General features: G+C 47.2%; 7 protein-coding genes and 3 tRNA genes. 4 read left to right on the forward strand and 6 right to left on the reverse strand.

Annotated features, from left to right (window positions below; genetic code table 11):
* The first annotated feature begins 125 nt into the window (after window positions 1–125).
* Genes ptrA through recD form a run of 3 tightly spaced genes read left to right on the forward strand, consistent with a single transcriptional unit; the run spans window position 126 to window position 8,412 of the window.
* Window positions 126–3,005 (forward strand): pitrilysin, encoded by a 2,880-nt coding sequence (gene ptrA, locus EKN56_RS03870; RefSeq protein ID WP_130590602.1) that lies wholly within the window; start codon window positions 126–128, stop codon window positions 3,003–3,005.
* A gap of 2 nt (window positions 3,006–3,007) precedes the next feature.
* The gene (gene recB / locus EKN56_RS03875; protein ID WP_130590603.1) at window positions 3,008–6,544 is read left to right on the forward strand and encodes an exodeoxyribonuclease V subunit beta; all 3,537 of its coding nucleotides are present in this window, start codon (window positions 3,008–3,010) and stop codon (window positions 6,542–6,544) included.
* Window positions 6,544–8,412 carry an exodeoxyribonuclease V subunit alpha gene (gene recD / locus EKN56_RS03880; RefSeq protein ID WP_130590604.1) on the forward strand — a complete coding sequence of 623 codons (1,869 nt, stop codon included), beginning with the start codon at window positions 6,544–6,546 and terminating at the stop codon, window positions 8,410–8,412. Before recB ends, recD begins: the two co-directional genes overlap by 1 nt.
* 45 nt (window positions 8,413–8,457) lie before the next feature.
* On the opposite strand, the gene EKN56_RS03885 is transcribed toward recD, so the two are convergent.
* Together EKN56_RS03885 and argA are read right to left on the reverse strand one after the other, a co-directional pair.
* Window positions 8,458–9,432 (reverse strand): siderophore ABC transporter substrate-binding protein, encoded by a 975-nt coding sequence (locus EKN56_RS03885; RefSeq protein WP_130590605.1) that lies wholly within the window; start codon window positions 9,430–9,432, stop codon window positions 8,458–8,460.
* A gap of 320 nt (window positions 9,433–9,752) precedes the next feature.
* A complete protein-coding gene (gene argA, locus EKN56_RS03890; protein ID WP_168189700.1) occupies window positions 9,753–11,081 on the reverse strand; it encodes an amino-acid N-acetyltransferase in 1,329 nt (442 codons plus the stop codon).
* Between the two features lie 306 nt (window positions 11,082–11,387).
* Between argA and amiC the strand changes: the two genes are divergently transcribed.
* The gene (amiC, locus tag EKN56_RS03895) at window positions 11,388–12,629 is read left to right on the forward strand and encodes an N-acetylmuramoyl-L-alanine amidase AmiC (RefSeq protein ID WP_130590607.1); all 1,242 of its coding nucleotides are present in this window, start codon (window positions 11,388–11,390) and stop codon (window positions 12,627–12,629) included.
* On the opposite strand, the gene EKN56_RS03900 is transcribed toward amiC, so the two are convergent.
* From EKN56_RS03900 to EKN56_RS03915, 4 genes are all read right to left on the reverse strand, one after another.
* A complete protein-coding gene (locus EKN56_RS03900; RefSeq protein WP_130590608.1) occupies window positions 12,626–12,967 on the reverse strand; it encodes a DHCW motif cupin fold protein in 342 nt (113 codons plus the stop codon). The genes amiC and EKN56_RS03900 overlap by 4 nt on opposite strands.
* Window positions 12,968–13,093: 126 nt before the next feature.
* Window positions 13,094–13,170 (reverse strand) — tRNA-Met (locus EKN56_RS03905).
* Between the two features lie 70 nt (window positions 13,171–13,240).
* Window positions 13,241–13,317 (reverse strand) — tRNA-Met (locus EKN56_RS03910).
* A gap of 66 nt (window positions 13,318–13,383) precedes the next feature.
* A tRNA-Met gene (locus EKN56_RS03915) sits at window positions 13,384–13,460 on the reverse strand.
* Window positions 13,461–13,620: the final 160 nt, after the last annotated feature.

Genomic DNA, 13,620 nt, shown 5'->3' on the forward strand with positions numbered 1-13,620 from the left:
TTCATTGTTGGACGGTGATGGGCAGAGGAGCAAGTTTTGCCTGATGCGTGGGGCAGGTGCAACGATCCGCTATGTTGTCCATTGTCTGTATTGGTTGTTATTCGGTCATTCCAGAAGGAAATTTAATGCGTAAGTTACATGCCTGGATCGCAGGCACCATACTGATGTTGTCTTGTTGGGCCCCTCTGACGTTTGCGGCTCAGGGTTGGAAGCCATTGCCTGAGGAAATACAAAAAAGTGCGGGAGATGCCCGCGAGTATCAGGCGATTAAATTAGATAATGGCATGACGGTATTACTGGTATCCGATAACCTTGCCAGTAAATCGTTGGCGGCTCTGGCCTTACCGGTAGGTTCACTGGAAGACCCTGACAGTCAGTTGGGACTGGCTCACTATCTGGAACATATGGTTTTGATGGGTTCAAAGCGTTACCCGGAGCCGGATAGCATTTCTGAATTCCTTAAAAAACACGGCGGCAGCCATAATGCTAGTACCGCATCTTACCGTACGGCATTCTATCTTGAAGTAGAAAATGACGCATTGGCTCCGGCGGTTGATCGTCTGGCTGATGCCATTGCCGAACCTTTGTTGGATCCGGTATACGCCGATCGTGAACGTAATGCGGTGAATGCAGAGTTAACCATGGCCCGCTCACGTGATGGTATGCGTATTGGGCAAGTCGGTTCAGAAACGCTAAATCCCGCTCACCCGACCTCACGTTTTTCTGGCGGTAATCTGGAAACCCTAAAAGACAAGCCGGGCAGCAAACTGCAGGATGAACTGAAAGCTTTTTATCAACGTTACTATTCTGCCAATCTGATGGTTGGGGTTTTATATGGTAATCAATCTTTAGCGGATTTAGCTAAACTGGCAAACGACACCTATGGTCGAATCAGTAACCATAACGCAACGGTTCCTGCCATTACTGTACCGGCAGCTACTGAAAAAGAGAAAGGGCTGATTATTCACTATGTACCAGCCCAACCGCGTAAACAGCTGCGTATTGAGTTTCGTATAGCTAACAATGTGTCGGAGTTTCGCAGTAAAACCGATACCTATATAAGCTATTTAATTGGTAACCGCAGTGAGAATACCCTGTCGGACTGGTTGCGTAAGCAAGGGCTGGCAGACAATATTGGTGCCGGTGTTAATCCAGTTGTTGACCGTAACGGTGGCGTATTCAGTATTGGTATTTCGTTAACGGATAAAGGCCAGGCTAATCGCGATAAGGTGATTGCGGCAGTGTTTGATTATCTGAAAATGATCCGTCAGGAAGGCATTCGCCAGGATTACTTTGATGAAATTGCCCATGTACTAAAACTGGATTTCCGTTATCCATCCATTACCCGCGATATGGATTATGTCGAATGGTTATCCGACACCATGCTGAATATTCCGATCCAAAATATTTTGGATTCTGATTATCTGGCGGATAAATACGATCCAAAAGCCATTGCTGCTCGTCTGGATGAAATGACGCCAGAGGCCGCACGCATATGGTTTATCAGCCCGGATGAGCCTCACAATAAGACCGCCTATTTCGTTGAGGCACCTTATCAGGTCGATCGAATTAAACCTGAACAGATTGAACGTTGGAAGGCAGAAGAGCAGCAAATCAAGCTGAGCCTGCCTGCACTGAACCCGTATATCCCGGATAATTTTAATCTGGTGGCAGAAAATAAAGCGAAACAGCCTCAGTTGGTTCTAAACGAAGCTAATAACCGTGCCTGGTATATCCCAAGTAAATACTTTGCCGATGACCCGAAAGTCAATGTGACGCTGGCTTTACGTAATGCCAAAGCCCAGGACAGCGCACGTAATCAGGTGATGTTTGCCTTAACGGACTATTTGTCTGAGCAGGCGTTGTCCCAACTCAGCTATCAGGCTTCCGTTGGGGGGATCAGTTTCTCCTCTTCAGCTAACAACGGTTTGCAGTTTTCGGCATCAGGTTTTAGCCAGCACTTGCCTCGTCTGGTTAGTGAGTTGCTTGAACAATACCGCAGCTTTACCGTAACGCCGGAAGAGTTGGAACAGGCCAAATCGTGGTATCGCGATCAGATGGAAGCGGCGGAAAAAGGCAAGGCTTATGAGCTGGCACTGCAACCGGTCAGAGCGATTTCTCAGGTTCCTTATACTGAGCGTGATGAACGTCGTAAGCTTATGTCTGACATTAAAGTGGATGACATTATTCAATACCGCAATCAACTGTTGGCGAACAGTTCACCGGAAATGTTTGTGCTGGGTGATATGACTCAGGAACAGGTGAAAACCATGGCGTTGAGCATTAGTAAACAGCTGGGTTGCCAGGGCTCTGGCTGGTGGCATGGCCAGAATGTGGTGGTAGATAAAACCCAACAGGCTAACCTGATGAAAGCAGGAAGCAGCACTGATTCTGCGCTGGCAGCAGTGTATATTCCTGACGGCTATGACGAAGTGACTAGTATGGCTCGCAGCAGCCTGTTAACTCAGATTATTCAGCCGTGGTTTTATAATCAGTTAAGAACGGAAGAGCAGCTTGGTTATGCGGTATTTGCTTTCCCGATGACCGTTGGTCGTCAATGGGGGGTTGGGTTCTTGCTGCAAAGTAATAATCAGACGCCGGCTCATTTGGAAGAACGTTATCTGAATTTCTACCAGATGGCAGATAAGAAACTTTCGGCCCTTAGCGATAAAGATTTTAATCAGTATCGTCAGGCGTTAGTTAATGAACTGGAGCAGCGTCCACAGACCATGGATGAGGAAACGGCCCTTTATCTTAATGATTTCAGCCGTGGTAATGACCGCTTTGATACGCGTAAAAAGGTATTGGAGCAGGTGAAAAAACTGACTAAACAGGATATTCAAACCTTCTATCAACAGGCGGTGATAGAGCGTAAAGGGCTGGCAGTATTGTCTCAAATTATGGGACAGGGCGATCTGAAAACCCAATATGCAGAGCTAAAAGGTTGGGATGTGTATAAAGATGCCTCATCATTGCAGAAAACCTTGCCGGTGAAGGCTCAGTGATAATGACGGTTGCACAACCTTTAAGGTTAGATCCATTAACGCTCCCTCTGTTTGGGGAGCGTTTAATAGAAGCATCAGCAGGAACGGGAAAAACCTATACTCTTGCGGTGCTTTATTTGCGTTTACTGTTGGGACTGGGGCAGCAAGCAGCTTACCCTCGTAAGCTTTCGGTGGAAGAGATACTGGTTGTAACTTTTACCGAAGCGGCAACAGAAGAGCTACGTAACCGTATCCGGGATAATATTCACCGTTTACGTATTGCCTGTATTCGTAATGACAGCAGCGATCCGTTGCTGTTGCAATTGTTGACAGAGTTAGCGGATAAAGAAGAAGCAAGCGATTTATTATTGGCTGCCGAACGCCAAATGGATGAAGCAGCTATTTATACCATTCACAGTTTTTGTCAGCGTATGCTGAGCCATAATGCTTTTGAATCAGGCGTTTTGTTTGAGCAATCGCTCATTGAAGATGAGCTTCCCTTAAGACGCCAGGCGGTCGCGGATTTCTGGCGTCGTCACTGTTACCCCTTACCTCTACCTGTTGCACAGGCGATAAGCACCGAGTGGGGTGGGCCAGAGCGTTTGCTGGCAGACGTCATGCCCTATTTGCACGGGGAAGCCCCTCAGTTACTTCAGCCGTCGTCTCTGGATGATATCCTGCTGCGGCATCAGCAGATTATTGAGCGCATCGAATCTCTAAAACAACAGTGGCGTGCATCGTTTTCCGGACTGGAGTCATTAATCAGTCAGTCCGGGGTAGATAAACGTAGCTATAGCACTAAACATCTGCCCAACTGGCTGCAAAAGGTTAATATGTGGGCAGAGCAGGAGACTCAGGACTATACGCTGCCCAAAGAGCTGAATAATTTTCGCCAATCGGTGCTGTATGAAAAAACTAAAAAAGGTGAAGCGCCGGTAGACCCTTTATTTACTGCCGTTGATTTGATCTATTCTGAGCCTTTGACCCTGCGCGATCTCATCTTGTCAAAAGCCATTAGCGAAGTTCGCCTGTCGGTTCAGCAAGAAAAACGTCGGCGTGCTGAAATGGGGTTTGACGATCTGTTAAGTCGGTTAGACTCAGCTTTACAGCGCTCCGGGGCAGAGGCTTTGGCGCAGGCTATCAGGCAGCGCTATCCGGTAGCAATGATTGATGAGTTTCAGGATACCGACCCACAGCAGTACCGTATATTCCATAAGCTTTATGGTGGCCGCGAAGATACCGGTTTATTACTGATAGGGGATCCTAAGCAGGCGATTTATGCCTTTCGTGGTGCGGATATTTTTACCTATATGCAGGCCAGAAATGAAGTAAGTAACCACTACACTATGGAGACTAACTGGCGCTCTTCCTCATCCATGGTGAGTTCAGTTAATCAACTATTTCAGCAACTGCCCGCTCCCTTCATTTTTCAACAAATACCTTTTCTGCCGGTTAAGGCGGCAGAAAAAAACCAATATCTGAGCTTTGAACTGGATGGCGATAACCAGCCGGCCGTCTCTTTGTGGTTACAGCCGGGGGAAGGTTGTGGTCTTAATGAATACCAGCAGTTTATGGCTCGTTGTTGTGCCGTGCAGATCCGGGAGTGGCTGACCGCAGGGCAACAGCAGCGGGCATGGTTAGTGAGTGGTACACGGCGCCAGCCAGTCGTAGCGGCCGATATTGCTATTTTAGTGCGTACCGGTAAAGAGGCCTCACTGGTGAGGGATGCATTAAGCGCCTTAGGCATACCTTCTGTCTATCTATCTAACCGGGAGAGTGTGTTTACCACACCGGAAGCCAAAGACGTTCTGTGGCTCTTACAGGCGGTTTTGGCACCGGAGAAAGAGAGAACATTGCGTAGCGCTTTGGCCAGTAGCCTGTTGGGGCTGGATGCCCGCCAGATTGATGATATTAATCGGGATGAACGGGAATGGGACCGACTGGTAGAAGAATTTAGTGGCTATCGCCAGCTTTGGTTAAAGCGCGGTGTATTGCCCATGTTGCGAGAGGTGATGTCTCGGCGGCAACTGGCGGAGAATCTGCTGGTGACGCTGGGTGGGGAACGCCGATTAACTGACATTATGCACATTGGTGAACTGTTGCAGGAAGCCTCACTAAAGCTGGAGAGTGAACACTCACTGGTACGCTGGTTAGCGCAGCAGATAACTCAGCCTAACGATCGTTCAGATAGCCAACAGCTGAGGCTGGAGAGCGATCGCAATCTGGTGAGAGTGGTGACTATTCATAAATCGAAAGGATTAGAGTACCCACTGGTCTGGCTACCCTTCATTTGTGGCTTTCGCCAGCAGAATCAGGCGCTTTATCACGACCGTGAAACTTTCTCAGCCATGCTGGATTTACAGCAAAGTGAGGATTCGCTAACTTTGGCCGAAGAAGAGCGTCTGGCTGAAGATTTGCGTTTGCTTTATGTGGCACTTACTCGTTCGGTTTATCATTGCAGCATTGGCGTAACGCCGCTGTATTCAGGAAACCGGCGACAGGGTAATTCTGATATACATCGCAGCGCGATGGGATATTTACTACAGCGCGGGCAACCGGGTAACGCTGCTTTTTTAGCCGATGCTTTGCAGGAACTGGGACAACATGATGGTATTCAATGGTATTCGGCCACAGAGATGGATGCGGCACTGTGGCAGGATAATCAATTACAGCCAGAGCTACTGACAGCCCGTATTTTTACCGGCCAGCGTCAAAACAGCTGGCGTGTTACCAGTTATTCAGGTTTGCAGCAGCAGGGGGCTTCCCATCACTACGACTTATTGCCGCGTTTTGATACCGATGCCGCAGGAGAAAAGGGTGAAAGTGCTCAGCTGTTGTTGTCCCCCCATACTTTTCCAAAAGGTGCAGCACCGGGAACTTTTCTGCATGATTTGCTGGAGAATGTCGATTTTACCCAGCCAATAAACAGTGATGAATTAAATGAAAAAGTGCTGTTACAAGGGCTGGAAAGTCACTGGACGCCCGTTTTGCAGCAATGGTTAGAAACTATTCTCTCTTCGCCATTAGATGAACAAGGGATACGTTTAAAGGATATTTCAGCGGCCGAGCGTCAGGCTGAACTCCAGTTCTATTTACCCATTGGCCCATTGTTGCAGGCAGAACGTTTAGACGCTTTGGTTAAGCATTATGACCCACTGTCTGCCCGCTGTCCGGAGCTGGTTTTTCGGCAGGTTCAGGGTATGTTAAAGGGATTTATTGATCTGGTATTTTGCTGGCAGGGGCGCTATTACTTGCTGGACTATAAGTCTAACTGGTTGGGAGAAAGTGCAGAATCCTATACCCCACAGGCAATGGCTGACGCTATGTGCGATCATCGTTACGATCTCCAGTATCAACTTTATTCACTGGCACTTCATCGTTACTTACGCCATCGTATTGCTGATTACGATTATCAGCGTCATTTCGGTGGGGTGTTCTATCTTTTTCTGCGCGGTATTGAGAAAGATAGGCCAGGGCAAGGGGTATTTCATTGTCGGCCTGAATGGGCGCTGGTGGATGGATTAGATCGCCTGTTTAGCGGTCAGGAGGCGATCGCCTGATGTTTAGTCTGTTGCAAAAAGCAGTGGATGTTTCTCTTCTGAGGCCACTGGATATTCAATTAGCCCGTTTATTAGCCGGGGATAACCCTTGCCTGGCATTGTTAATTGCCTGTCTGAGTGCAGAAACAGGTGCAGGTCACGTATGTCTGTTTTTACGTCATTTCAATCAGGCTACGCTGTTTGATGGTCGACATCCTGAGCTGGCAGCCGAAGTCTGGCATAAAGCTGGAAATCCACAGTTTGCTGATTTAATCCTGACCCTGGAGTCTGCAGATGCAGTTAGCAATGGTAACTTGCCTGCGCCGTTGGTTGTGCAACATGAGCGACTTTACCTGCAACGGATGTGGCGGGATGAAGGGTTAATTGCCAGCTTCTTTCTGTACCAAAGTAGTATGGCTGATAGCCAGATACAACAGTCAATTGACGTTTTGCGGCCCGTACTGGACAAGTATTTTTCACCCACTGCAGATGTGATTAACTGGCAAAAGGTCGCGGCAGCGGTTGCGGTAACTCGTCAGGTGTCGATTATTTCTGGCGGACCGGGCACCGGGAAAACTACCACCGTGGCAAGATTACTGGCGGTGCTGTTGCAGCTTTCCGGGGATAAACGCTTACGTATTGCGCTGGCGGCACCGACGGGGAAAGCCGCAGCACGGCTAACCGAGTCGTTAGGGCAAGCTATTCAGGGATTACCATTGGCAGATAGCTGGCGTCAACAGATGCCCACCGAGGCCTCTACTCTCCATCGTTTATTGGGGGTTCAGTCTCATAGCCGCCGTTTACGTTACCACAAAGATAATCCGCTACACCTTGATGTGCTGATCGTGGATGAGGCTTCAATGGTTGACTTACCCATGATGGCTCGTTTGATCGAGGCTTTGCCGGAGCATGCTCGTCTGATTTTGCTTGGCGATCGGGACCAGTTGGCTTCTGTTGAGGCGGGCGCAGTTTTAGGTGATATCTGCCGATTTGCAGAACAAGGCTACAGTCGGCAGCGCGCCGCTGAGCTATCAAACCTGACCGGTTTTGATATTTCTCCCGTAGATTTACCGCAGGCGGTAGCCGTTAGAGACAACTTATGTCTTTTGAAAAAGAGTTATCGTTTCCACCAACACTCAGGCATTGGTCAACTGGCGTTAGCGGTTAATCAGGGTGAGGGAAGAGCTGCCATTAGCTGCTTTAGTCAGGACTATAGCGATTTAGGATGGTTTTCGGTTAAAACGCCGGAAGATTATCTCTATCTATTGGAAGTATGTGTTGATGGTTATCGGGATTATCTCAGCCAGATTAAATCTGGACAGCCTAGGGATATTCTGGCGCGATTTAACCAGTTCCGTTTGCTGTGTGCATTACGTAATGGACCTTTTGGCGTTGAAGGCCTAAATATTCGTATTGAACAAGCTTTGCAGGCCAAGCGTTTGATTAGCAAATCAAGCGATAGTGCAGGACTCTGGTATTCAGGCCGCCCGGTGATGATTAATCGAAATGATAGCTCGCTGGGTTTGTATAACGGAGATATTGGTATTGCGTTAATGACATCGGAGGGGGGGATGAGAGTTTATTTCCAATTGTCTGATGGTTCGTTAAAAGCGATACAACCAAGTCGTTTACCTGATTGTGAAACGGCTTATGTGATGACAGTACATAAATCTCAGGGCTCGGAGTTTGACCATACGGTGTTGGTATTGCCGGATACCTTTACGCCTTTGCTAAGTCGGGAGTTGGTATATACCGCAATTACCCGGGCGCGTCAGAAACTAACGCTGTTTGCCAATGAGAATATTCTATTGTCAGCTGTTGCTACCCCAACAGAACGCCATAGCGGACTGGCAGAACGTTTACAGGGTGATGATTTAACCGTGCTGTAAGAGAAAAAATAGTCATGGCCGGTGTTGGCCGGCCATGAGTCAATATTATTGAATTGCGGTATTAATTTCGTCAATTTGCAGGCTTAAATTCTCCAACCCGCCGCCGGACAGATACCATAAGTCAGGCTTGAGATAGACAATCTTGCCTTTACGAAACGCGTTAGTTTGCTTAATTTTGTCATCTTCCATCAGACTACGATCCATTTTGCCTTCACCAATGGCTTCATTGCGGTCGACAATAAAGATGATGTCAGGATTTTTTTCCAGTAAATAATCTGGAGTACCGGACTGACGTTCTTCACCCAGATTGGTATCCGCTTTTTTAACCCCAAGCACCTGATGAATAATGGTGGCGTAGCCATTGGTGGCAGAAGCGGAAAGTTTGCCATTGTAGTGCACCAATACGATAGCACTTTGACCAGAGGCTTCGGCTTTCTTTCTGGATTCGGCAATTTTCTTATCCAGCACGGCTAAGCCGTTTTCTGCCTGTTCAGTTTTGCCAAAGATTTGTCCAAGGGTCAGGACATTTTTCTTAAATGAGTCCAGATAGAGTTTGTTATTGATGCTTAAGTTTAGGGTGGGTGCAACTTCGCTTAACGATTCGTAAGATTTCCCCTGACGGCCGGTGATAATAATCAATTCAGGATTTAATGGTTTAATGGCTTCAAGGTCTGGCTGCTTCATATTGCCAGCATTGATAATGCTATCGTTGGCATACTTTGACAAATAAGCCGGGATGCTTTTGGTTGGCAGAGCGCGAACTGAAGTTACACCTAACGCGTCTAAAGTATCCAGTGTACCAAAATCAAATGTGACCACATTATTTGGATTTTTATGCACTTCGGTCGTTCCCTGTGGATGGTCGACCTTAACAGTATTCGTTTCTGGTTCAGCGGTTGGTTGCGACTGCGTTTGGGTGGTTGCTGGCGTTATCGCATCACTGGTTGCTGATTTCTGGTCACAGCCTGCCAGCGTGGTCAGCAGCGTAGTCGCAGCCAACAGAGAGAAGATTTTTTTCATTATATAACCTTTCTATTCGTCAGGATAATCAGAGGGATAGCTTTATTGCTATGCAGAGTGTACCTGATATGAATGTGTGGCATCAATGTAAATGAGTATTATTATCAAATGAGTATTCAGTTAACGATGTCTGAAGTGTAGTTGATACAGGCTGAAGATGGGAAACAGGCCTTTTCTGCCGGGGACGGGGACGGTATTTTTTATCGCTTTTATGCCCGGAATGTTTACTGAAATTTAAAGAGATAAGTTCGCCCACAATCTGAAAAACATTACCGGATGGCCTGAGGCCATCCGGTAAAATCCAGAAAGGTTACTAAAACTTAAACCGGCGTAACTAAAATTTTAGACCGCCGCTGGTAATTGTATAAAGCCTGCTTTTTCATTGGCAGAACATCGATGTCCGCTGGCATAAATCCACGTTCCTGGAACCAGTGAATACTGTGGGTTGTGAGTACAAACAGCTTCTCCAGCCCCATCAGGCGTGCTTGTCCGCTGATTTTCTCCAGCAGTATTTCACCGCGTAATGAACTGCGGTAGTTGGGATGAACGGCAACGCAGGCCATTTCACCAATTTTTTCTTCCGGGAAAGGATAGAGAGCCGCGCAGGCGATGGTCATATTATCTCGTTCGATGATGGTGAATTTATCAATTTCCATCTCCAACTGCTCTCTTGAACGGCGAACCAGAATGCCCTGTTGTTCCAGAGGGCGAATCAGCTCCAGGATACCGCCAATATCGCGAATGGTTGCCCGACGTACCTGTTCCGCACTCTCCATAACGATTTGCGTACCGATACCATCGCGGGAGAATAGCTCTTGCAATAGCGCTCCGCTTTCCTGATAGCTAATCAAATGGCAGCGACGAACCCCACTGCGGCAGGCTTTGATTGCACCACGCAGAAAGCGTACCGTACCGGAGTTGTAATCACCCTGAGCTTCATGCTGATCCAGATAGGTCTGTGCATCGTTAGGAAACAGTTCAGGCAGAATATTTCCCTTTTCGTCTTCTACCCCTTGGGAAGAACAGAAACCAATCATTTTCTCCGCTTTCAGCTTGATAGCCAGTTGAGTTGCTACCTCTTCTGAAGTGAGATTAAAACTCTCGCCGGTAACAGAAACCGCCACTGGCCCTAACAGGACGATCGCTCCGCTGCTTAACTGGCGTTGAATAGCTTCTTCATCAATCCGGCGTATACGTCCGCTATGGCAGTAGTCGATGCCATCATCCACCCCCAAAGGCTGGGAGATTACGAAATTACCGCTGACGACGTTGATATGAGCACCCTGCAATGGAGTATTATTCAGACTCATGGAGAGGCGGGCGGTGATATCCAGCTGAAGACGACCGGCGGCTTGCTTTACCAGCTCCAGCGATTCAGCGTCAGTTACCCGGGTGTGTTTGTGGTAAACCGAGGGCTTATTGTGTACCGCCAGGTTGGCATCGATTTGTGGACGAGCGCCATAGACCACCACCAGTTGAATACCCAGACTATGAAGTAAGCCTATATCACTGATGATATTGCCGAAATTATCATGCTCAATGGCCTCGCCACCTAACATGATGACAAAGGTCTTGCCCCGGTGGGCATTAATATAAGGAACCGAATGGCGAAAGCCTTCAACCAATTCAGTGCTGCGTTCCTTCATGATTAACCTCTATTGCATAATAATTCGTAATTTTTGTATTTTTATTCTATTTGAGGTGTTCTGGCAAGTAGAAAATTTATTCAAAAGTGATTTAGTGAGGGATTATTCAATAGACGAACTGAATAAAATTGATTAGTCTTCGGCGCGTTTAAGCATTATGTGCTTATTTTCACGTATTTTCATATCAAAGTTATGCTCACAAGCAGATAACACGCATGTAAAACGTGACAGCACAGCTTCACTTCGGTAGAGTTTTACGCCAGCTTTATTTTATCGGTACAACCGTCGTTTGTTTTATTTCGGAGAATCATGTCTAGCTCTAAGCCCAATTATTTACGCCGCCGTTTGTTGCAGGGAGCCGCTGCGACGTGGTTATTGAGTGTAAGTGGCGTTGGCATTGCTGCCTCTGCGGCCAGCATTGTTGCGGTGCGCGTATGGCCTTCTTCGACCTATACGCGAGTTACGCTGGAGTCAACGATTCCGTTAAAGTACAAGCAGTTTGCTTTATCCAATCCGAATCGTTTGGTGATTGATATTGAGAATGTCCATTTAAACAGTGTGCTAAAAGCGGTCTCTGGTCAGGTACAAAATAACGATCCTTATCTGAAACTGGCGCGAGTAGGGCAACATGATCCCAATACTGTTCGTCTTGTACTGGAATTAAAGCAAAATATTAATCCTAATCTGTTTACCTTAAAGCCGATTGCTGAATTTAAAAACCGTCTGGTGGTTGATCTGTATCCGGCTAACGGCGGCTCTTCAGAACCTGACGATCCGCTGCTGGCGCTGTTGAAAGAGTACAATCTGGGCGAGTTGGAAAAAGAGCAGCCGACTTCATCTCCACAGGCTGGAAAGGCGGGGCGTGACCGTCCTCTGGTTATCATGCTCGATCCGGGACATGGTGGCGAGGATCCGGGCGCTATTGGCAAGCGTGGCACCAAAGAGAAGAATATTGTTCTGCAAATTGCACGCCGTTTACGTACCCTGATCCAGAAAGAGCCGGGGATGAAGGTATATATGACCCGCAATGAAGACGTGTTTATACCTTTAAAAGTACGGGTAGCTAAAGCCAGAGCGCAAAAGGCAGATTTGTTTATCTCTATTCATGCGGATGCTTTTACTAACCGTTCAGCTAATGGCTCTTCGGTGTTTGCTTTGTCTACCAAGGGAGCAACCAGCAGCGCGGCTAAGTATCTGGCACAAACTCAGAACGAAGCGGATCAGATCGGTGGGGTGAGTAAAAGTGGTGACCGTTACCTTGACCACACAATTTTCGATCTGGTGCAAACCGCTACTATCAATAGCAGCCTTAAATTTGGTAAAGAAGTACTGACGCGTATGGGGCGGGTAAACAAGCTGCATAAGAATAAAATTGAACAGGCCGGATTTGCGGTACTTAAAGCGCCGGATATTCCCTCTATTCTGATTGAGACTGCGTTTATTTCCAATCTGGAAGAGGAGCGCAAGTTGAAAACGGCAAAATTCCAACAGCAGATCGCTGAATCCGTTTTTGCCGGTATTAAGGCCTATTTTGCAACGATAAAATATTAATCAACGATTAGCAGGCGAGCACCGGTTTTGGTATAGGATTGATGCGCTTCGGCATTGTCACCAACCTGATAGCTTACCCCCGGTGTTAGTACGAACTTACGTCCATCATCAAGCGTCGTTTCCAGCTCACCTTCCAGACAGAACAGCACGTGCCCTTTGCTACACCAGTGATCAGCAAGATATTCTGCAGAATACTCAACCAGCCGAACACGAATTTTATTTTGTTCTTCACCGAAAAAGCGGGTTTGCCACCAGGCAGTGCCTGTCTCACCCTGATGTTCAGTTTTTTCTACATTACTCCAGTCTGTCAGACTAAAAGCAAATGGGGACATTTTCATCAATAAGTTACCCGTATAAACAACCAAAATTCTAACTGACTGAATTTAAGCGTAGCACAGGAAAATAGCGATAAAGCTGATAAGAAAATAAATGCTGGAAGGGAGTAGGAGATTAATGATTCGGATTGGTTGTGGGGGCCAGATTTGAACTGACGACCTTCGGGTTATGAGCCCGACGAGCTACCGGGCTGCTCCACCCCGCGTCCGAAAAAGACTTGATACTACAATAGAACTCATTTCTGTTTTAATACGCTAGCACGAAATATATCGGATTGGTTGCGGGGGCCAGATTTGAACTGACGACCTTCGGGTTATGAGCCCGACGAGCTACCGGGCTGCTCCACCCCGCGTCCGAATAAGACTTGATGCTACAACAGAAGATGTTTCTGCCTTAATACCTTGGCATAGTATTAAGTTGGTTGCGGGGGCCAGATTTGAACTGACGACCTTCGGGTTATGAGCCCGACGAGCTACCAGGCTGCTCCACCCCGCGTCCGTAGGAGGCGCATAATACTCTCTGTGGTTCAGGTTGCAAGCTATTTTTCTTTAAAATAACAAAATAGTAGGTTTGAATTTTACGATTGATTAACTTTTCATCATTTCGTTATCGTTACTTTTTTTATAAGCGCTTTCCTTTATACTGGAGGCTTTGG

Source organism: Limnobaculum zhutongyuii (assembly GCF_004295645.1).
GTDB lineage: Bacteria > Pseudomonadota > Gammaproteobacteria > Enterobacterales > Enterobacteriaceae > Limnobaculum > Limnobaculum zhutongyuii.

What these genes read in the sequence shown, in the direction of transcription:
- ptrA (WP_130590602.1), top strand. Translation starts at nt 126, where the DNA reads ATGCGTAAGTTACATGCCTGGATCGCAGGCACCATACTGATGTTGTCT.
- recB (WP_130590603.1), top strand. Translation starts at nt 3,008, where the DNA reads ATGACGGTTGCACAACCTTTAAGGTTAGATCCATTAACGCTCCCTCTG.
- recD (WP_130590604.1), top strand. Translation starts at nt 6,544, where the DNA reads ATGTTTAGTCTGTTGCAAAAAGCAGTGGATGTTTCTCTTCTGAGGCCA.
- EKN56_RS03885 (WP_130590605.1), bottom strand. Translation starts at nt 9,432, where the DNA reads ATGAAAAAAATCTTCTCTCTGTTGGCTGCGACTACGCTGCTGACCACG.
- amiC (WP_130590607.1), top strand. Translation starts at nt 11,388, where the DNA reads ATGTCTAGCTCTAAGCCCAATTATTTACGCCGCCGTTTGTTGCAGGGA.
- EKN56_RS03900 (WP_130590608.1), bottom strand. Translation starts at nt 12,967, where the DNA reads ATGAAAATGTCCCCATTTGCTTTTAGTCTGACAGACTGGAGTAATGTA.